The organism is Jiangella anatolica (assembly GCF_003236295.1).
Classification (GTDB): domain Bacteria; phylum Actinomycetota; class Actinomycetes; order Jiangellales; family Jiangellaceae; genus Jiangella; species Jiangella anatolica.
In genome coordinates, this window is record NZ_POTW01000114.1 from 1 (window position 1) to 20,385 (window position 20,385).

The 20,385-nt window shown below is 73.6% G+C and carries 18 protein-coding genes; 12 read left to right on the forward strand and 6 right to left on the reverse strand.

All coding sequences use genetic code 11. From position 1 onward, the window contains the following. The first annotated feature begins 839 nt into the window (after positions 1-839). From ssd to C1I92_RS29140, 8 genes are all read left to right on the forward strand, one after another. Positions 840-1,964: a septum site-determining protein Ssd gene (gene ssd, locus C1I92_RS29105; RefSeq protein ID WP_111258135.1), complete on the forward strand. Its 1,125-nt coding sequence runs from the start codon at positions 840-842 to the stop codon at positions 1,962-1,964. Between the two features lie 244 nt (positions 1,965-2,208). Further along, complete coding sequence (locus tag C1I92_RS29110) at positions 2,209-3,723, forward strand: TadA family conjugal transfer-associated ATPase (protein ID WP_111258136.1); 1,515 nt, start codon at positions 2,209-2,211, stop codon at positions 3,721-3,723. Further along, on the forward strand, positions 3,720-4,532 hold the full coding sequence (locus C1I92_RS29115; protein WP_158564323.1) for a type II secretion system F family protein: 813 nt from the start codon (positions 3,720-3,722) through the stop codon (positions 4,530-4,532). The genes C1I92_RS29110 and C1I92_RS29115 overlap by 4 nt, the downstream gene beginning before the upstream one ends. A 289-nt stretch (positions 4,533-4,821) precedes the next feature. Further along, a complete protein-coding gene (locus C1I92_RS29120) occupies positions 4,822-5,610 on the forward strand; it encodes a type II secretion system F family protein (protein WP_111258137.1) in 789 nt (262 codons plus the stop codon). 39 nt (positions 5,611-5,649) lie between these two features. Beyond that, positions 5,650-6,078 (forward strand): TIGR03668 family PPOX class F420-dependent oxidoreductase, encoded by a 429-nt coding sequence (locus C1I92_RS29125; RefSeq protein WP_111258138.1) that lies wholly within the window; start codon positions 5,650-5,652, stop codon positions 6,076-6,078. 201 nt (positions 6,079-6,279) lie between these two features. Beyond that, positions 6,280-6,468: a DUF4244 domain-containing protein gene (locus C1I92_RS29130; RefSeq protein ID WP_111258139.1), complete on the forward strand. Its 189-nt coding sequence runs from the start codon at positions 6,280-6,282 to the stop codon at positions 6,466-6,468. After that, positions 6,465-6,842: a TadE family type IV pilus minor pilin gene (locus tag C1I92_RS29135; RefSeq protein WP_199521703.1), complete on the forward strand. Its 378-nt coding sequence runs from the start codon at positions 6,465-6,467 to the stop codon at positions 6,840-6,842. The genes C1I92_RS29130 and C1I92_RS29135 overlap by 4 nt, the downstream gene beginning before the upstream one ends. Then, positions 6,839-7,207: an Rv3654c family TadE-like protein gene (locus C1I92_RS29140; RefSeq protein WP_111258141.1), complete on the forward strand. Its 369-nt coding sequence runs from the start codon at positions 6,839-6,841 to the stop codon at positions 7,205-7,207. Before C1I92_RS29135 ends, C1I92_RS29140 begins: the two co-directional genes overlap by 4 nt. A 110-nt stretch (positions 7,208-7,317) precedes the next feature. On the opposite strand, the gene C1I92_RS29145 is transcribed toward C1I92_RS29140, so the two are convergent. The 3 genes from C1I92_RS29145 to C1I92_RS29155 form a co-directional block, all read right to left on the reverse strand. Next, positions 7,318-8,193 (reverse strand): EamA family transporter, encoded by an 876-nt coding sequence (locus C1I92_RS29145; RefSeq protein ID WP_111258142.1) that lies wholly within the window; start codon positions 8,191-8,193, stop codon positions 7,318-7,320. 173 nt (positions 8,194-8,366) lie between these two features. Next, positions 8,367-8,783, reverse strand: coding sequence for a hypothetical protein (locus C1I92_RS29150; protein WP_146605327.1), 417 nt, complete (start codon positions 8,781-8,783; stop codon positions 8,367-8,369). A gap of 77 nt (positions 8,784-8,860) precedes the next feature. Then, entirely contained in the window at positions 8,861-11,623 is a 2,763-nt protein-coding gene (locus tag C1I92_RS29155) for a DEAD/DEAH box helicase (protein WP_199521704.1), read from the reverse strand. 89 nt (positions 11,624-11,712) lie between these two features. Between C1I92_RS29155 and C1I92_RS29160 the strand changes: the two genes are divergently transcribed. Together C1I92_RS29160 and C1I92_RS29165 are read left to right on the forward strand one after the other, a co-directional pair. After that, positions 11,713-12,060 carry an STAS domain-containing protein gene (locus tag C1I92_RS29160; protein WP_111258144.1) on the forward strand — a complete coding sequence of 116 codons (348 nt, stop codon included), beginning with the start codon at positions 11,713-11,715 and terminating at the stop codon, positions 12,058-12,060. Between the two features lie 236 nt (positions 12,061-12,296). Next, positions 12,297-14,555, forward strand: a complete 2,259-nt coding sequence (locus tag C1I92_RS29165; RefSeq protein ID WP_111258145.1) for a sodium-translocating pyrophosphatase — start codon at positions 12,297-12,299, stop codon at positions 14,553-14,555. Between the two features lie 300 nt (positions 14,556-14,855). On the opposite strand, the gene C1I92_RS35385 is transcribed toward C1I92_RS29165, so the two are convergent. After that, entirely contained in the window at positions 14,856-16,286 is a 1,431-nt protein-coding gene (locus tag C1I92_RS35385; RefSeq protein ID WP_111258146.1) for an aminotransferase-like domain-containing protein, read from the reverse strand. A 65-nt stretch (positions 16,287-16,351) separates the two neighbouring features. Between C1I92_RS35385 and C1I92_RS29175 the strand changes: the two genes are divergently transcribed. Further along, entirely contained in the window at positions 16,352-17,266 is a 915-nt protein-coding gene (locus C1I92_RS29175) for a DMT family transporter (protein WP_111258147.1), read from the forward strand. Between the two features lie 77 nt (positions 17,267-17,343). Continuing rightward, a complete protein-coding gene (locus tag C1I92_RS29180) occupies positions 17,344-17,754 on the forward strand; it encodes a protein-tyrosine phosphatase family protein (RefSeq protein WP_111258148.1) in 411 nt (136 codons plus the stop codon). Between the two features lie 602 nt (positions 17,755-18,356). On the opposite strand, the gene C1I92_RS29185 is transcribed toward C1I92_RS29180, so the two are convergent. Continuing rightward, complete coding sequence (locus C1I92_RS29185; RefSeq protein WP_111258149.1) at positions 18,357-18,986, reverse strand: RNA polymerase sigma factor; 630 nt, start codon at positions 18,984-18,986, stop codon at positions 18,357-18,359. Positions 18,987-19,397: 411 nt separating this feature from the next. Then, a complete protein-coding gene (locus C1I92_RS29190; protein ID WP_111258152.1) occupies positions 19,398-20,216 on the reverse strand; it encodes a heme ABC transporter ATP-binding protein in 819 nt (272 codons plus the stop codon). Positions 20,217-20,385: the final 169 nt, after the last annotated feature.

Below are 20,385 nucleotides of genomic sequence, written 5' to 3' on the forward strand. Positions count from 1 at the left end.
CCTTTTGACCCGGCCCGCCCCCCTGGCCGGGTCCGCACGGCTCCTGCCTCCCACCCGGCAGGGGCCGTGTCTATTTCTGGCACCGGTTACATGAGCGGTGTCGTCGTGCGATCGCCGTGTCGCGGCCGGCTTCCTGCCGGCCGCCTCGGCGGTCGCCGATCGCGGGCGGACCTCTGGGGCCGCTGAGCGGAACCCGGGCGCCGGCTGGCGTGCGTCTGCGCCTGACGCCCGGCTCCCGGGCTGACGTGGGTCGGATGGGCTTCGGCTCTTCCGCCGTCCCTGTCGTCGCGGGCGGGAGCCGGCCGAAGGCCCGCTACCCGCGCCAGCGGCGTGGGCGCCCTTATGCGGGCCGAGGCCGGCTGCCGCGTCCGCGGGGGTGGGCGCCTCTGCGCCCGGCCGACGTCGGCTACCGTGTCCGCGGCGTGGGCGCCCTTGGGTCGGCCGAAGCCCGCTGCCGCGTCCGCGGCGTAGACCCCCTGTGCGGGCCGAAGTCCGCTCCCGCGCCAGCGGCGTAGACCCCCTGCGCGGGCCGACGCCCGCTACCGCGCCCGCGGCGTGGATGCCCCGGCGGTCTCATCCGAGCCGGGCCGGTCCTGCGACGCCTGGACGGCCGCTCGGACCGGGCGGCGTCCGTCGTGGCTGCGCCGCCGTCCGAGGGCCGCGTCCTCCGGGCATTGAGTCGCCCGCGTCGCAGGGTCGCCGTCCGTGACCGACCGAGACGCCTGTCCACAGGCGGAACGGACTCGCCGAGTTATCCACATTCTGCGTTCCGGCCCGCCCGGAGCGGTCTGCGTCCAGCGAGGGTGAAGGGGAGTTCGCACCCATCCCCGGAGGTCCCCGTGTCCCGCACCGTCACCCGTCCCCGCCGCTGGCCGATCGGACCGGCCGACGTGTCACCGCCACGGCCACTGGTCGTCACCCGCGACGAAGACCTGCTCGACGACCTGCTGCGGCTCGCCGCCGCGGCGTCGGTCGAGCTCGAGGTCGCCGGGCAACCCGAATCGGCGCGTTCGCGCTGGTCACAGGTTCCGCTCCTGGTCATCGGCGACGATGTGGCGGACGAGGTGACGGTGATGTCATTGCCACGACGGCCAGGCGTCCTGCTGATCGGCACAGATCGCGACAACGCCGACGTCTGGCGTCGCGGCGTCGTGCTCGGGGTCGAGCAGGTGTTGTTCTTCCCCGACGACGAGCCGTGGCTGGCCGGCCGGTTCGCCGACGCCGCCGAAGGGGTGAGTGGGGACGCGCTCGTGGTCGGGGTCATGGGCGGTCGCGGCGGCGCCGGCGCCTCGGTGCTGGCCACGGGCCTGGCCGTCACGGCCAGCCGCAGCGGACTGGCGGTCGTCCTGGCCGACCTCGATCCACTCGGCGGTGGCCTCGATCTCGTCCTCGGCGCGGAGCACGTCACCGGCCTGCGCTGGCCCGACCTCGCCGACAGCAAGGGCCGCCTCGGTGCGCGGGCGCTGCAGTCGGAACTGCCCGGCCGACATGGGCTTGCGGTGCTGTCCTGGGATCGCGGCGACCTGCTGTCGCTCCCGCCCGATGCCGCCGACGCGGTTCTCGCGGCGGCACGACGCGGGTGCGACCTGGTCGTGCTCGATCTGCCGCGCTGGCCCGATCCCGCCGCCGAGCACGCCATCGGCCTGTGCGCGTCGGTGCTGCTGGTCGTGCCCGCCGAGGTCCGGGCGGTCGCGGCGGCCACCCGGGTCGCCGCCGGCCTCACCACGCTGGCAGCTGACGTCCGGGTCGTGACCCGCGGGCCGTCGATCTCCGGCCTGAACGGCGCGGACGTCGCGATGGCGCTCGGCCTCCCGCTGGGCGCCCATCTCGAGGCGGAGCCACGGCTCTCGACCCAGCTCGATCGCGGCGAACCACCCGGCCTGGAGGACAAGGGGCCGCTGGTCCAGGGCTGCAGCCGGCTGCTCGAGGCGCTGCTGCGCGATCACCGGCCGGTGGTCGCATGAGGCCGGCTGACGCACGACGCGGCCGCGGCTGGGCGGCCGGCGTCCAGCTGGTGCCGTGGCTCGCCGCGTGCTTCGGTGGCGAACCCCGGCCGTCGGCACCGAGTTGGCCGGCCTCGTCAACGCGAGCACGGCGCCACCGCTGGCACCCGCGGCCCGATGGAGGGCAGCCGCCGGCACGAACGCGGGACGACCGCGACCGGTCCCCGACGCCGCCCGGCCCGGCGAAACGCTGGGCGGTGGACCCATGAGAACGGACGACGCGCTGCTCGACCGCATCAGGTCCACGCTGGCATTGGCCGCCGAGGCGCCGACGCCGGCCCGGGTGGCGGCGTTGCTCCGGGCCGAAGGCGCGGTCCTCGGCGACGCCGCGGTGCTTGAGGTCACCGAGGCGCTGCGGGCCGAGATCACCGGCGCCGGCCCGCTCGATCCACTCCTGCGCCGCCCCGGCGTGACGGACGTGCTGGTCAACGCGCCCGACCAGGTCTGGATCGACGACGGAGACGGCCTGCGACGCGAGCCGGTGCGCTTCCGCGACGAGTCGGCCGTACGCCGGCTTGCGGTCCGGCTCGCCGCCTCGGCCGGCCGCCGCCTCGACGACGCCGTCCCGTACGTGGACGCCCGGCTGGCCGGCGGCGTGCGCCTGCATGCGATCGTGCCGCCGGTCGCACCGGACGGGACGGTCATCTCGCTGCGTGTTCCGACCCGGCGTGCGCTGAGCCTCGCCGATCTCGTGGCCGCGGGAACGATCCCCGAAACGCTGGAACCCTGGCTGACGGCACTGGTCCGGGCGCGACTGGCGTTCCTGGTCACTGGCGCCACCGGCTGCGGAAAGACGACAGTTCTCGGTGCCCTGCTCGGCGTCTGCGATCCACGCGAGCGGATCCTGCTCGTCGAGGATTCCGGCGAGCTGCGGCCCGATCATCCGCACGTCGTCCGGCTCGAGGCCCGTGCCGCCAACGTCGAGGGCGCCGGCCACATCGGCCTCGACGTGCTGGTCCGCCAGGCGCTGCGGATGCGGCCCGACCGGATCGTCGTCGGCGAAGTGCGCGGCGCCGAGGTCGTCGACCTGCTGGCCGCGTTGAACACCGGTCACGAAGGCGGCTGCGGGACTCTCCACGCCAACTCGGCGGCGGACGTGCCGGCGCGACTGGAGGCGCTCGGCATGGCGGCCGGACTCGGCCGGGCCGCCGTTCATGCCCAGGCCCGCGCGGCGCTGGACGTGGTGATCCATCTCGTTCGTGACGGTGGCCGGCGACGGGTCGCCCAAGTCGACGTGGTCGTCGCCGACGATGCCTGGGCTCCCGATGGGGATCGACCTGATCGGCGCCTCCAGTCGGCGCCGAAGCCTCATGAAGCGGGCAGCTGGGCAGACCCTGGTGTGGACGCGTCGAGGGGTGCAGCGCGCGGATGGGTAGAGCCAGGTCCGGAAGCACCAGCTGTGCAGGGTCCGAAGGAGCCGGCGGCGCATGGTGCGCAGGGACCGGTGTCACGCGACGTGGAGGGGCGGGCGGCGCCCGATGCGGACGCACCGAAGCCTCACGCAGCGGGCAACAGCGTGGAGCCAGGTGCACCAGGTCGGGCGGTGCAAGGTCCAGAGCGTTGGGTGTCGCGTGGCGCGGGCGGTCCGGTATCGCGTGCTTCCGGCGGTTGGCTGGAACTGGCGGCGGCCTTCCGGGTCGACAGCGACGGCTCGGTGTCACGTGGGCCAGGATTCGAGTTGCTGGCCGAGCTCCTCGCACAGCGGGGGTGGGTCCCGTGACCGAGCTGATGGCGACCGTATTGGCCGGGCTGGCGGCCGCGGTCTGGGCGGGTCAACCCTCGCTGCTGGAGGCGCGGCTCGGGCGTCCGTCCGCTCGTCGCGCCGAACCACATCTGCGACCGCCGCGGCCGGTTGTCATCGTCGCCGCAGTCGTGGCGAGCGCCTCGACCGGGTTGGCGGTGGTGGGACCGGTCGGCCTGGTGGCGGGCCTGCTCGGCGTCCCGCTCGGACGATGGGGGTGGCGCCGCCGAAGGCGCCGGCAGGCCCGTCGACGGCGCGAGTCCGACGTCGCCGAGGGATGCGTGGCGCTCGCGGGCGAACTCGCCTCGGGCGTCGCCCCGGCCGGAGCCTTGGGCGTGGTCGCCGCCGACTGGCCGGAGCTGTTCGGTCATGCGGCCGGACGGGCCGTGCTCGGTGGCGATCCCGCCTCCGCACTGCGGGACACCGCGGCGTTGCCGGGCGCGGGTGCGCTCCGTGCCGTCGCGGCGGCCTGGGAGGTGTCCGAACGCACCGGTGCCGCACTGTCGTCCGTGCTCGTCGCGGTGGCGGACTCCATCAGGGCCGAGGCGACGATCCGCCGCGAGGCCGAGGCGCAGCTGGCGTCGGTCCGGGCGACGGCCCGCCTGATGGCCGTCCTGCCGGTGGCGACACTGCTCCTGTTCTCGGCCGGCAGCGGCGATGCGGCCGGGTTCCTCACCGGTACGCCGGTCGGCATCGTCTGCCTGCTCCTGGCCGCCGGCTTCGTCGCCGCCGGCCTGTTCTGGGTCGACCGTGTGTCACGGGGAACGAGGCCGACATGGGAGTCCTGACCCTCGCGGAGCGCAGCTTCGTGCGGCCGTCCGGCGGAGAACATCGATCTGGCGACGCATGCTTCAGCCGATGGCGGCGCCCGGACGTGCTACCGGACCGCAGCCTCCTCGGGACCGGACATCCCCGCACTCGGACCGGTCGGCCGCCGGGCGACCGTACCGATGTCGCCGTGTCGGAGCTGCCGATGCGGCTTCGCGCCGGTGCGAGCGACGGGTGGATCCACCGTCGACAGGCGGCCCGCAGCCAGGCGCCGACCACATCGACGTCCTGCATGGCGGCGGGTGAATCGTGACGCTGCTGGCCATGACCTGTGCCGCTCTCGCCGCCGTCGTCATGCTGGCCCCGGCGCCGGGCGCCGCTCGGCTTCGCGCGCTCGTGGATGCGAGCGAACGCCGCACAGCGGGGTCGCGGACGAACCCGGGAGGAAGCACTGATCCAGGCGCACGCGCTCGGAGATCCGTCCAGCCTGGCCATGCCGTGATCTCCGCGCGTCGCCGAGGAGTGGCTGCAACAGTCGCCGGTGCGGCCGTGGTCTGGTTGTTCGGCGGTGTCGCTGGAACGGTCATCGGCGTCGGTATCGCGGTCGCCGCCTGGTACGGATCGGGGCGGCTCGAGCCCGAGTCTCGCAAGCGCGACCGCGAGCGCGTGATTGCGATGGTGCCGCTCGCCGCCGATCTCATGACGGTGGCACTCGCGGCCGGGTGCCCGCCGGCCGTCGCCGCCGAGTCGGTGGGCGCCGCCATCGGCGGGCCGCTGGGCCGGGCCCTCGCCGACGCCGCGGCGGCCGCGAGCGTCGGCGTGGAGCCGGGCCGCGCGTGGTCCGATCTCGCCGCCGAGCCGGCGGTCCGGCCGCTGGCCAGGGCGCTCACCGCGGCGATGACCCGCGGCACATCGCCAGCAGCCGTCCTCCAACGGGTGGCGGCCGACGCCCGCGACAGCGCCCGCTGGGCCGGCGAGGCGCGCGCACGTTCGCTGGGCGCACGCGCGGCCGCACCGCTGGGTCTCTGCTTCCTGCCGGCGTTCGTACTGGTCGGCGTCGTGCCGGTCGTTGCGACCTCGGGCGTGCTGATCCCCTGACTCCGACGCCGGTAGCCTCGGCCTCGGCGGTGATGGACGATGCGGCTGACGCCGGACGTGTGCAGGCAGCGGATGGCGGCTGCCCGGGTCGCGCATCTGGCGACCGCCGGCAGCGACGGCCACCCGCACCTCGTCCCCGTCACGTTCGCCCTGGTGTCCTCGTCCGGCGTCGACCGGGTCGCGATCGCGATCGACCAGAAGCCGAAGTCGACGCTCGCCTTGCGGCGGCTGCGCAACATCGCCGAGAACCCGCGGGTGGCGATCATGTGCGACCACTATGCCGAGGACTGGACCCAGCTCTGGTGGGTCCGTGGTGACGGCCGGGCGATCGTCGTCGACGACGGCGCGGGGCGGGACGGTGCGCTCGTCGCGCTCAGCCTCCGCTACGGCCAGTACCGCGACGACCCGCCGCGGGGTCCGATCATCCTGATCGAGATCACCGCCTGGTCCGGTTGGGCCTACGCCTGACCGACCGCCGGCGGAGCCGCGTCTCCACCGGCCGCGGCGAAATCGCGCCGCCGTGTGTCCACAGCCCGATCGGATTTCGCTGGTTATCCCCAAATCGGGATTCTGGCCCGGAATCGGGTCGCCCGACCGCTGAACCTGGTCGCAGGCCCGCAGTTGCGGGGCTCCGCGCCGGCCGGTCGCCGGACTCCAGGGAGGCTCACCATGTCCAAGTTCATCGGCCGGCTCGGCCGCCTGCGCAGCGAGCGCGGCATGACGACCGCCGAGTACGCGGTCGGTACCGTCGCGGCGTGCGGCTTCGGCGGCATCCTCTACAAGATCCTCACCAGCGAGCCGGTTCAGGGACTGCTCGCCGGCGTCATCGAGAAGGCGTTCGGGGTGATCGGCGGATGAGCCGCCGGAGACCCGCCGCGCGTGGCGATCCGCAACGGGGCATGGTGACGGCTGAGATCGCGGCGACCTTCCCTGCCCTCGTCCTGGTGCTGGTCATGGCGGTGTGGGGCGTGACCGTCGCCGCCGGGCACCTGCGATGTTCCGACGCTGCTCGCGAGGCGGCCCGGGCAGTGGCGCGGGGCGAGGACCTGTCGGTCGTGCGCGACGTCGCGGCGGAGGTCGCACCGCCGGGTGCCGACATCGTCGTGGACGAGGTCGGTGGCACGGTCGAGGTCAGAGTCAGCGCAACGATGACCATGCCGGGTGCACTGGGCGACACGCTCCCGGCACGGACGGTGTCGGCGCGCGCGGTCGCCTTGGCTGAGGCCGGATGATGCGGCCTGCGCACCACCGCGACGAGCGGGGCGCGGGGACGGTGTTCGTCCTGTCGATCGTGCTGGTGATCCTGGTCGCGGCCCAAGCCGTGGCGGTCCTGGCGGCGGGTCAGTCCGCCCGTCGCCAGGCAGCCGCGGCAGCGGACCTCGCCGCGATCGCGGCGGCGCAGCGGCTGGCTCTTGGTTCGGGCGATCCCTGCGCCGACGCCGGCCAGATCGCCGGCGCCAACGGCGCCGTGCTGCGTGCCTGCGTCATCGACGGCGTCGAGGTCGAGGTGCAGGTGCGGGTGGAGATGAGGTCCGCCCTGCCGTGGCTACCGGCTCAGGATCGACGTGCCCGAGCCGGCCCACCGCGGCCGAGCTGACCTTCTGGGGCCGCCACGCCTTGGGTCGCCTTCCCTGGGCATAAGGATGCGGCATCGGCGGCCGACTCGACCTTGGGTGCCGACCGCCTCCATGAGGTGACCCCGCGGAATCAGCTCTCGGCGCGGCTCGGTGGCGGAGGCTGCCGCGTCGCGCCGAGGCAGGCCGTGACGACCAGCCCGATCGCAATCCACTCCTGAACGTGCAGCACCTCGTCCAGCACCACGAGCCCGACCAGAGCAGCCGCGGCCGGTTCCATGCTCATCAAGATCCCGAACACCGTCGCCGGCATGCGACGCAACGCCTCGAGCTCGAAGGAGTAGGGAATCACCGATGACAACAGAGCGATCCCAGCCGCCAGCAGGAGAACGTGGGGCTGCCAGAGGTCGGAGCCGCCGGTGGTCAGGCCGATGGGAGCCACGGCGACGGCGCCCACGACGCTGGCGACGGTCAGGCCGGTCGAGCCCGGGAAGCGCTGACCGAGTTGCTTGCCGAGCAGGATGTAGGCGGCCCAGCCGCCGGCCGCCACCAGCGCGAACAGCACTCCGACCGGATCGATGCCGCCTGGGCCACCTCTGGCCAGCAGCACGACGCCGGCGCCGGCGAGCAATACCCAGATCAGGTCGAGCCGGCGCCGCGACAGCGCGACCGCCACCCCGAGCGGGCCGATGAACTCGATGGTGACGGCGATGCCGAGCGGGATCCGCGAGAAGGACTCGTAGATCGCAATGTTCATCGCGGCCAGCGACAGCCCGAACGTGACCGCAAGCCCCAGGTCGCCCCTTGCGGCCCGGCGCATGGTCGCGCGGACGGCTCGCTGGGTGATGGCCACCAGGGCCACTGCCGAGAACGCCAGCCGCAGGAACACCACGGCGGTCGGCGGGAGCGTGTCGAACAGGCCTTTCGCCAGGCCGGCGCCGATCTGCAGCGAGAAGATCCCGCCGAGCACCAGCCCGGGAGCAGGTATCGACCCGAGCGGCGACGTCACGCGGCCAGCCTAGGTGGTGAGGATCGCGGACCAGCCGTGGTCACGGCGCACAAGGTCGGGCACCGTCGCTGGTCGCCGTACGTGAGGCGGCCGGGTGACGCGTGACGGCAGGCTCGGCGCCGGGAGAGGCACTACGGGATCGGGTTGGCGTCCGGCCGGGACGCGGGGGCGCGTCAGGAGCCGTCGCGGTCGGGTGACGCGGACCCGGTCTCGGCGCGGGCCGGTTCCTGCCGGTCGTCGTCGCCGGCGTCGTCGTGCCGGGGGGCATCGTCGGACGGGCGGCGATCGGCATCGCCGGAGGTGCCGTCGCCGGCGGGCGCACCGTGCGGCTCGCCGGCGTGCTCGGCGCGTCGCTCGAGTTCACGGATCCGCTTGCGCTGCTTCCACTCCTTGCGCAGTCCGATCCGCAGCAACCAGAGGGCGGCCAGCGTCGCCAGGCCGGTGATCAGACCGGCGATGTACAGCCCCGACCCCGACGTCGTGACCTCGGAGCCGAGCAGGTCGACGGAGAGCGATTCACCGGCGCCGGTGAGCACACCGATGGTCAGCAACAGAGCGAGCAGGAGAACGATCAGTGCGACAGCGACCACGACGACCACCCCTTCATCGATCCCCCGTGTCCCACCGTAGCGACCGCATGGGCGCCGAGGTGCGAACTGCGCTGGTGTCAGTCGGTCCCGGAGAGGAGCATGTCCAACAGCCGCACCGCACCCGCCTTGTCCAGCGGCTCGTTGCCGTTGCCGCACTTCGGCGACTGCACGCACGACGGGCATCCGTCCCGGCAGGGGCAGGCGGCGATCGTGTCGCGCGTCGCCGTCAGCCAGGACCGCGCCGCGTGGAAGCCGCGCTCGGCGAACCCGGCGCCGCCGGGGTGACCATCGTGCACGAAGACGGTCAGCATGCCGGTGTCCGGATGCAGCAAGGTCGACAGCCCGCCGATGTCCCACCGGTCGCAGCTGGCCACGAGCGGCAGGATCCCGATCGAGGCGTGCTCGGCGGCGTGCGCCGCGCCCGGCGCGTCCGCGATCGACACCCCGGCGGCGGCGATGGCGTCGTCGGGCAGCGTCCACCAGACGGAGCGGGTGCGCAGCCGGCGCTCGGGCAGGTCCAGCGGGACCTCACCGAGCACCTCGCCCGAGCGCAGTGCACGTTTGAGGTAGCCGACGACCTGGCTGACCACCTCGACGGTGCCGAACGCGAGCCGCGCCTGGCCCCACTTCTCCGACGCCGACTCCTCCAGTACCCGCAGCGTGCTGACCTCGCGCGCGGTCGTCGTGTAGTCGGGTGCGCCGGGTCGCGCCATCGCGACGCCTTCATCGAGATCCAGGCTCTCGATCAGATAAGTCTCGCCCTGGTGGACGTAGACGGCGCCCTCGTGCGCGGTGGAGTGCGCCCGGACGCCGTCGACGGTGCCGAGGACCCGGCCGGTGTCCACCTCCACGAGGCTGACCAGGCCCCCGGACCCACGAAGGTCGGCCAGGTCGGTCGGGCGCTCGCGCTTGGTCCAGTGCCAGGTGGTCTCCGCCTTGACCCGCCGGCGCAGCAGCCGCCGGTGCTCCAGGGTCTCCAGTACGTCCTCGGTCGCGGGGCCGAAGATCGCGCCGTCCTCGACAGTCAGCGGACGTTCGGCCGCGGCGGCGCACAGGTGCGGGGCCAGGACGTAGGGGTTGTCCGGGTCCAGCACGGTCTCCTCGACCGGCTGCTCGAAGATCGCCTCCGGGTGCTGCACCAGGTACGAGTCGAGCGGATTATCACTGGCCACCAGGACCGCGAGGCTCTCCTGCCCGGCGCGGCCGGCCCGCCCGGCCTGCTGCCACAGCGACGCCCGGGTGCCCGGCCAGCCGGCGATCAACACGGCGTCCAGTCCGCTCACGTCGACGCCCAGCTCGAGGGCCGTGGTCGCGGCGAGCCCGACCAGCGAGCCGTCGTTCAGCGCTGCCTCCAGCGACCGGCGCTCGTAAGCCAGGTAGCCGGCCCGATACGAGGCGACGCGATCCGGCAGCGACGCGTCCACCTCCGACAACGCCGACCGTGCCAGCCCGGCGACGGTCTCGGCGGCGCGACGCGATCGCACGAACGCGACGGTCCGGGCGTCGGCGATGACGAGGTCGGTCAGCAGGTCGGCGGTCTCGGCCAGGACACCGCGGCGCCGCGCCGTGCCACCGTCGACCCCGCCGACCTGCGCAGGGGCGCCGCCGGCGGTGCCGACTGGAGGGCCGGCGAAGGCGCGAGCGGCGCTGGCGGGGCGGTCGTCTGCCGGGCTGACGTACGGACGAGCGCCGGATGCGACGCTGGCGCCGGCCGGGCGGTCGTCTGCCGGGCTGACGTGCGGACCGCCCCCGTAGGCGGGCGTGGCACCTGCGGGGCGGTCGTCTGCCGGGCTGACGTGCGGACCGGCCCCGGCGACGGGCGTGCCGCCTGCGGGGCTGGCGTCCGCGGATGCGTCGTCCGGACGGGGACCGGCTGGGGTGCGGGTGGCGTCGACAGTGCTCTCGTCAGGACGGGGACCGGGGGTGCGAGTGGCGTCGACAGTGCTGCCGTCCGGACGGGCGCCGGGGACGGGGGCGGCGCCGGGCCGGTCGTCCACGTGGGCGGTAGAGGAGGGACCGACCTGGATGGGAGGAGCGCCGTCGCCGAGGAGCGGCGGTTCCCAGAGCAGGAACGTCTTGGCGCCGCTGGGCGAACAGTCCTCGGTCACGGCCTCGATCGGCAGCATCCCGATGAGCAGCTCGGCAGTGCGGGCCGGATTCGCCGTCGTCGCGGAGGCGAGGACGAACGTCGGCGACGACCCGTACATCGCGCAGATCCGGCGCAGCCGCCGTAGGACCTGGGCGACGTGGGAGCCGAAGACGCCGCGGTAGCCGTGGCACTCGTCGACCACGACGAACCGCAGCGACCGCAGGAAGCCGACCCAGCGGTGGTGGGTCGGCAGCACAGCGTGGTGCAGCATGTCCGGGTTCGTCAGCAGGTACGTCGCGTGCGTGCGGGCGACGTCGCGCAGCTCGATCGGGGTGTCGCCGTCGTAGGTCGTGGCCATGACACCGGGGACGCCGATCTCGTCGAGCGATCGCAGCTGGTCCGCAGCCAGCGCCTTGGTGGGCGAGATGTACAGCGTTGTGCCGCCGAGGCGCCGGCCGGTGCGGGCCGCCGTCAGCGCCGGCAGCTGATAGGCCAGCGACTTGCCGGACGCGGTGCCGGTCGCGATGACGACGGACCGTCCCGACCAGGCCAGTGACGCGGCCTGGGCCTGGTGCGCCCAGGGCGATACGATGCCTGCGGTCATGAAGCGTTCGCGCACGACGGGATCCACCCAGAGCGGCCATGTGCCGGGCTTGGCGGCCCGGGCGGGTATCGATTCGATGTGCGTGACTCGTCCGGTCCGGTGCGGACCGGTCAGCAGCACATCGAGCAGGTCGTTCGGGCGGGGCACCTCGTGAGTCTCGCATCATGGTTGAATGCGGATGAGCCCGGCACGCGGTGAGCGCTGTGTGTTGAGCGATGAAGGCATGGAGGATCTGCGTGGACCTGTCGTTGTCGACCCGTACCGAGAGCGGCCGCAGCGTGGTCGCGGTCGGTGGTGAGATCGACGTCTACACGGCGCCGAGACTGCGCGACCAGCTGGTCGAGCTCGTCGACTCGGGCCACTACCACATCGTCGTCGACATGCGTGACGTCGAGTTCCTCGATTCCACCGGCCTCGGCGTCCTCGTCGGCGGGCTCAAGCGCGTCGGCCAGCACGACGGTTCCCTCCGGCTCGTCTGCAACCAGGAGCGGATCCTCAAGATCTTCCGGATCACCGGCCTGACGAAGGTCTTCCCGATCCACGAGACGCTCGAGGAGGCCGTGGCCGCCACGGAGATGCCCTGAGCGGGCGGCTGAGCCGGCCCGGTGTGGGTACTTTCACACCTTGACGACGATGTCGGTTGGTGGCCCGGCGTGAACTTTGGGTCCAGGTCGCTCTAGACTCCGCAGGTCGGCCGGATCCTGCCTACCTGCGGTCCGGCGGCACAGAACGAGCCGATTCCTGTCAGCGGTCGGTCCAGCGGACCGGGCGCGGACAGCTGTTTCAACGCCCTGCCCGAGGGCGACGTCAAGGAGGACGAATGACCGGGCTCAACCTCTCCTACGTGGTTGTCGTCGCGTTGATCGCGGTGGCATCCCTGGCGATGGCGGCGCTGTTTCGCCGAGAGGTTCTCAGTGCCAGCGAGGGCACCGAGAACATGAAGACGATCGCGCGCGCCGTTCAGGAGGGCGCCGCGGCCTACCTCAACCGGCAGTTCCGAACCCTCGGCATCTTCGTGGTGCTGGTGTTCGGCCTGCTCTTCCTGCTGCCCGGCGATGCCGGCGTCCGGTTCGGCCGGTCGCTGTTCTTCCTGGTCGGTGCGGCGTTCTCCGCCGGCATCGGTTATATGGGCATGTGGCTGGCCACGCGGGCGAACGTCCGTGTCGCCGCCGCCGCTCGTGACGAGGGCCGCGACCCGGCGATGAAGGTCGCGTTCCGCACCGGTGGCACCGTCGGCATGGCCACTGTCGGCCTCGGACTCCTGGGTGCGGCCATCGTCGTCCTCACCTACCAGGAGGACGCACCGACGGTGCTCGAGGGCTTCGGCTTCGGCGCCGCGCTGCTCGCCATGTTCATGCGCGTCGGCGGTGGCATCTTCACCAAGGCCGCCGACGTCGGCGCCGACCTGGTCGGAAAGGTCGAGCAGGGCATCCCCGAGGACGACCCGCGCAACGCCGCGACCATCGCGGACAACGTGGGCGACAACGTCGGCGACTGCGCCGGCATGGCGGCGGACCTGTTCGAGTCCTACGCCGTCACGCTGGTCGCCGCGCTGATCCTCGGCCAGGTCGCGTTCGGCCAGGAGGGCCTGGTCTTCCCGCTGATCGTCCCGGCGCTCGGTGCGCTCACCGCGGTGCTCGGCATCTACCTGACCCGGCCGCGGCCCGGCGAGAACGGTCTGACCACGATCAACCGGGCGTTCTACATCTCCGCCGTGGTCTCGGCGGTGTTGTGTGCCATCGCGGCGTTCGCCTACTTGCCGGACAGCTTCGCCCAGCTCGACGGTGGCCTCGGCGACCACGACGGCGACCCGCGGGTGCTGGCGACCATCGCCGTGTTCCTCGGCATCGTGCTGGCCGGCGTCATCCTGTGGCTGACCGGCTACTTCACCGGCACCGACAAGAAGCCGACGGAGGACGTCGCCAAGACGTCGCTCACCGGCCCGGCCACGGTCGTCCTGTCCGGCATCGCGCTCGGCCTGGAGTCGGCGGTCTACACGGCGCTCGTCATCGCCGGCGCGGTCTACGGCGCGTTCCTGTTGGGCGACGGCTCGGTCGAGCTGTCGCTGTTCCTCATCGCGCTGGCCGGCACCGGCCTGCTCACCACGGTCGGCGTCATCGTCGCGATGGACACCTTCGGCCCGGTCAGCGACAACGCGCAGGGCATCGCGGAGATGTCCGGCGACGTCGACGGCGAGGGCGCGCAGATCCTGACCGAGCTGGACGCCGTCGGCAACACGACGAAGGCCATCACCAAGGGCATCGCCATCGCGACGGCGGTCCTGGCGGCGACCGCGCTGTTCGGGTCGTACACCCGCGCGATCAGCGACGAGTTGTCGTCCATCGGCGCGGACATCGCCGGTGAGACGTCGTTCCTCATCGACATCGTGTCGCCGAACGTCCTCGTCGGCGTGATCATCGGCGCATCGGTCGTGTTCATGTTCTCGGGCCTGGCCATCAACGCCGTCGGCCGTGCCGCCGGTGCGGTCGTGTTCGAGGTGCGCCGCCAGTTCCGCGACGACCCGGGCATCATGGCCGGCACGTCGACCCCGGCCTACGGCCGCGTCGTCGACATCGTCACCAAGGACTCGCTGCGCGAGCTGGCCACGCCGGGCCTGATGGCGGCCCTGGCCCCCATCGCGGTCGGCTTCGGCCTCGGCGTCGGCCCGCTGGCCGGCTACCTGGCCGGCGCCATCGCGACCGGCGTGCTGATGGCGGTGTTCCTGGCCAACTCCGGTGGCGCCTGGGACAACTCCAAGAAGCTCGTCGAGGACGGCAACCACGGCGGCAAGGGCTCCGAGGCCCACGCGGCCACCGTCATCGGCGACACCGTCGGCGACCCGTTCAAGGACACCGCCGGCCCGGCCATCAACCCGCTGATCAAGGTCATGAACCTGGTCTCCGTGCTGATCGCGCCGGCCATCGTCTCCATGTCGGTGGGCGCGGACGCCAACGACGGCCTGCGCTACACGATCGCGCTGGTCGCGGTCGCGATCATCGTCGGGGCGGTCTGGTTCTCCAAGCGCCGCTCGGCGGTCATCGGCGAGGACGAGCCGGCCCGGCAGGGCGCGGCGGTCTGATCGACCGAAACAACGGCGCGGCGGCCGCTCCCCTCGGTGGGGGCGGCCGCCGTTCCATGTCCGCGCCGGGAACTCTTCTTTGACGGGGTCAGCGGTAGCTGGGTGCCTGGTTGCGGTCGAAGACAGCCGCACCAGACGTTCGCCGAGGTCCCAAGCCGACGTCGCCGACGATTCAGCGGACTGGCTCAGCGGGCCGCCGGCGCCGACGACTCAGCGGGCCGCCGGCTCGGCGGACCGACGGGCGCGGCTGACTCGGGGCCGATGGGCGCGGCTGAGTCGGACCGACGGGGCGCCGCTGATTCAGCGCACCGATGCCACCGAGATCACGGCGCCGGGGCGCCGCTCGTCGTCGATGGAGGCGGCCGGCACGCCGGCGTCGCCCAGCTCCCGGACCAGCGCCGCCGGGTCGTCCGTCCGGGCGAACGCGTGCACGCCGACCGGAGCGCCGCTCAGCTCGTACCTGGGCGCCAGCCGCCTCGCCAGCAGCGCCCGGCGTTCGTCGTAGATTCTGCGAGCCCGGCGCAAGTGCCGATCCAGCCCGCCGGACTCGATCAGCGCCGCGACCGTCAGCTGCGGCAACACCGAGACGCCGAGGTCGGAGTCCTCGCGCAGCTCCCGGAGCCGGTCGGCCACCGGCGGCGGCGCGACGATCCAGCCCAGCCGCAGCCCCGGCGCCAGCAGCTTCGACAGCGATCCGCTGAACACGACGAGGTCAGGCGCCAGCGCCTGCACCGCCGCCGGCACGACGCCCGGCGCGGCCAGATGCGAGTCGTAGTCGTCCTCGACGATCCAGCGACCGGCGGCGCGGCAGCCGTCCACGAGCGCCCGGCGCCGCGCGGGAGACAGCTGGACGCCGGTCGGGTACTGATGACTCGGCGTGATCAGCACCGCGCCCGCGGTGCCGTCGCCGGCACCGTCGCCGGCACCGGCGCCGGCGCGGTTCCCGGTGCGGGCGGCCACCGATCCGGCCCCGGGATCGCCGGCCGGCGAACCGGCAGGAGTGCTGGTTGGCCGCAGGACTGGACGTGGACCCGTCGTGTCGGGCGAGCCCGGCAACTGGGCGGGGTCGAGGCCGGCGTCGTCGACCGGCACGTAGACGACGCCGACGGGGCGACGCAGCAGGTGGTGCGTCGTGCCGGGCGAGCACGGCTGCTCGACCGCCCATACCGGGGTGTCGAGCACGGTCGTCAGCATCCACATCGCGTGCGCGACGCCGGCCGTCACGTGGATCTGGTCCGGCTCGGCCGACACGCCGCGGGTACGGGCCAGCCAGTCGGCGAGGGCGGCCCGCAGCCGCGGATGCCCGGCCGGGTCCGGGTAGCCGAGGTCCCGGTCGGCGAGCCCGGCCAGCGCGGCCCGCGTCGCGGCGGCCCAGGCCCGATGCGGGAACAACGCCGGGTCGGGCACCCCCGGCGTCGCCGGTGGAGCGGCCGAGCTCGGCGGCGCCAGCGCCGGCGCTCCGGCGCCGGGTCCGCCGGTCACGACCGGCCGGCGCCGGGGCGCGGAGCGGATGAAGCCCTCGTCCTGCAGTTGCGCGTAGACCGCGTCGGCGGTGCCGCGGGCAAGGCCCACGGCCTGGGCGAGGTCGCGGGCGCCGGGCAACGCGGCGCCGGGCAGCAACCGTCCGCCGAGGATCGTGTCGATCAGCCGGCCGCGGAGCCAGGCGGCCTTGCCGTGAGGCGGCGGCGGCCCCCAGGACGCGACGATCTCGGCTGCGGCATCAGACGTCACTGGCCTAGTGGACCACGTCGCAACTGGCTCTGTCCATAAGCCAGTTGCGGACCCAGGATCGTCTCATGACCCGATTCTCGTCGCCCGCCGTCGCCGGTGCGCTCGCCTGCTCGGCCGGCATGACCGTCGTCGGCGCGTCGATCGCGTTCGGCCCGTTGCTGGCCGACTATCCGGTGCTGGCGGGGCAGGCCTGGCGGTACCTGCTGGCCGGCCTCGTGCTGCTCGCCGTCATGCGCGTGCGCCGGGTCCGGCTCCCGCGATTCCGCCCCGGCCAGCTCGGCCGGTTGGTGCTGCTCGCCGGCACCGGCCTGGCCGCGTTCAACTGGCTGCTGATCGAGGGCACGCAGCGGTCCGACCCGGCCTTCCTCGCGGCCGTGCTCGGCGCGACGCCGCTGGTCCTGGCCCTGGCGGGACCACTGCTCGACGGCGGGCGGATCCGCGGCCGGACGGTTGCCGGCAGCACGATCGTCGTCGCCGGGATCCTGATCGTGCAGGGCGCGACGACGGCCCCGCTCGGCGCGCTGCCGTACGCCGTCGGCTTCCTGCTGTGCGAGGCGGCGTTCACGCTGCTCGCCGTCCCGTTGCTGAAGGAGTTCAGCCCGCTGCAGGTGTCGACGGCCGTGTGCCTGGTGGCGGTCCCGCTGCTGGCGGCGCTCGCCGCGGTCGAGCCCGGTGCGGACCTCGTCGCGCCGACGGCGTCGGAGGCGGCGACGCTCGCGTTCCTGGCCGTGTGTACGACGGCAGTGGCGTTCCTGCTCTGGTACGGCGGCGTGGTCCGGCTCGGCGCCGACCGGGCCGGGCTGTTCGCCGGGATCATGCCGGTCTCCGGGATGGTCGTCGGTGTCATCGCCGGCACGTCGGTGTGGACGCCGGCTGGCCTGGCTGGTTCGCTGCTCTGCGGCGCCGGGATCGCCCTCGGCCTGCGCCGGCCGCCGGCGCCGGCCCGCGTCCCGGAGCCCGCCGTCGCCGAGACGGTCTGACCCGGGGCCGGCGGCGTTCGCCGCGGGCGTAGTGTCCGTCCGGTCCACCCGGGCGTGGGCTCCCGCAGAATCGACGGATGGCGGAGTGGCTCGACGATCGGGGAGTGGTCAGGCTGCCCAGCGGTGTGACGGTGCGCGGGCGGGCGCTCGGCGCCGCGGCCAGCGAGGCCGACTTCGCGCTGGTGCTGACCGACGGCGTGATGCCGGCGTGGCCGCATCGGCGGGTGCGCTGGCCGGACTTCTGGATCCCGCTCGACCGCGCCGACGCTCTCGACGCGCTGCGGGAGGCGTACCGGCGAGCCGGTGACGGCGAGCGGGTCGAGGTCGCCTGCCGTGGCGGTCGCGGCCGGACCGGAACCGCGCTCGCCGCGCTGGCGATCCTGGACGGTGTTCCGGCAGACCAGGCCGTCGGCTGGATCCGGGCGAACTACCACCCGAAGGCCGTCGAGACGCCGTGGCAGCGCCGCTGGCTCCGCGATGTGCGCTGATGCCGGGTGGAACGGTGGCTGCCCGGCGCGGTCCGGGCGGCTGGGGCCCGTGGCCGTGCCGCTGGTGCCGTGGCGTGCGCTGACACTGGTGGAACGGTGCCCATCGTGGTGGGGCGGTGGGCGCCCGTGGTAGCGCTGCGGCACCGCGTGCGGTGATGCCGGGTGGAACGGTGGCTGCCCGTCGGGGTCCGGGCGGCGCGCGCCCGTGGTTGTGCCGCTGGTTCCGTGGCGTGCGCTGACGCCGGGTGCAACGGGAGGCCGCCCGTCGCGATCCGGGCGGCGCCCGTGGCCGTGCCGCTGGCTCCGCGGCGTGCGCTGACGCTGGGCGGAACGGTGGCCCGCTCTTCGCGATCCGGGCGGCGTGCGCGCCTGTGGGAGCGCTGTGGGCTCCGCGGCGTGCGCTGACGCCGGGTGCAACGGGAGGCCGCCCGTCGGGGTCCGGGTGACGGGCGCCCGTGGCAGCGCCGCTGGCTCCGCGGCGTGCGCTGGCTCCACGGCGCGCGCTGACCCGTCGCGCGTGCGCTGACCCCGTCGCGGAACCGGTGACCGGCCGCCGGTCGTCCGGCGGCCCGGGACCCCCCGTCGAGCCCGGGCCGCCGGTGTCAGTCGGCCGCCAGGTAGGCCGTCCGCAGCGCCTGCCGGGCCCGCGAGGCCAGGCTGGACACCGCGTTCGGCGTCAGCGACATCCGCGGCGCCAGCTCTGCCGGCGAGTACCGGTCGACCTCGACCAGCCAGAGGATGCTGCGCCACCGCGGCGGCAGCGACGCCCAGGCGGCGGTGATCCGCTCCGCCTGCGCTGCCGGTTGGAGGTTCTCGGTGTGCCGTTCCCACATGTCCGGGTCGTCGTTGGCGACGGTTCGGCTCTCGGTCTTGCAGTACCGGTAGGCCAGGTGCTTCACCGTCGCCAGCACGTAGCCGTGGAAGGAGTCCCGCGGGCCACGGCCGGACCGGACCGCCCGCAGCACGAGATAGAACGTCTCCTGAACGAGGTCGTCCGCGGCGTGCGTGTCGCGGACGATGTTGTGTGCGGCGCGGCGCGCCATCGGGGACACCCTGCGATAGAGAGTGCCGAACGCGACGTCGTCCCCACGAGACGCGCGATCCAGCAAAATGGTCGACTCTTCATGATCCCACCCCTTGATCATGAGGAAACAGTCGCTGTGAGCAGGGCGATCCTGCGTCGGGGATGTCCGCATTCGTGCATTCGGTAAACACGTACGTGGTCCCGACATTGACTGAAATAGCCGGTTCAAAAGCAATGAAACCCGGCCAATATGGACAACCGAAACCAATGACTGTGACGCGAATCACGTTTATGATTCGTGCTGTGGTGCCGACGTGGCGGCTCTTCAGGGACAAAGCCGCCAGTTGGAGGGGGCGATGAACCATGGCAGACCGCAGGCGCAAGTACCAGGCCGCGCACGTCCAGGTGGGTGCCGGTCCGCGGTACCTGACGGCGTTGAGCCGAGGGGCCGGAGCGCATCGGGCCCGAGCACACCGACCCGGACTGCGTCAGCGGTTCAGAGCCAGATTCGTGGCACGGTCGTGGTGACGGTTCGCCGTCGCCGGCCGGCCGGCTGAGCTCGGCGCCTTCCCCGGACTCCGGCCCGTCCGCCCGGACCCGGGGAAGGCGCCGCAGGATCTCAACGACGCGGGAGGATGACCGGCGCGCCGGTGCGCGGGTGCGCGATCACCTCGACCTCGTGGTCATAGACGTCGCTGAGGAGGTCGCCGGCGAGGACGTCGGCGGGCGGTCCGCTCGCGACGATGCGCCCGCCGGCGAGGACGGCGACCTGGTCGGCATGCGCCGCGGCGAGGTTGAGATCGTGCAGCACGACGACGACGGCGACGCCGGTGGCGGCGCGCTCCCGGGCGACGCGCAGGACGAGCTCCTGGTGCCGCAGGTCCAGCGCGGCCGTCGGCTCGTCCAGCAACAGCAGGCCGGTCCGCTGCGCCAGCACGCGCGCCAACGCGACCCGGGCCTGCTCGCCGCCGGACAGCGACGTGAACCGGCGAGCGGCGAACTGGGCGACGTCGGCGTCGGCCAGCGCCGTGGCGACGGCGGCCGCGTCATGGTCCTCGAGCGGGGTGCCGGTCCAGGGCGCGCGGCCCATCTCGACGACCTCGGCGACGGTGAACGGGAACGACAGCCGCACCTGCTGGAGCAGGACGGCGCGGCGCATCGCGGCCTCGGGCGACGACCAGGAGGTCAGCGGCTCGCCGTGCAGTGTCACGGTTCCGGCCGCCACGGCGATGTCGCCGGTGAGGGCCGAGAGGAGGGTCGACTTGCCGGCGCCGTTCGGGCCGACGAGCGCCAGCACCTCGCCCGCGCGCACGTCGATGCTGACGTCGTCGAGGATCCGGGACCCACCGAGGACGACGGTGATGCCGGATGCGGCGGCGACGACCGACCCGGCGGACTGGGCGGCCGGCAACCGGTGCCCACGGCGGACGGTCGCCAGCCAGCGGCGGCGGTGACCGCGACCGGCCGACGACGCCGCGCCGGTGCGGGTGGGCGAGGTGGACGGTGAATCGTCGAGGCGGCGGCGATGCGTGGGCGGCGACGGCTCACCGGTGGTGGCGAGTGACGCGGAGGGCGGGTCGTCGGTGTGGCGCGGCGGTGTCGAGGGC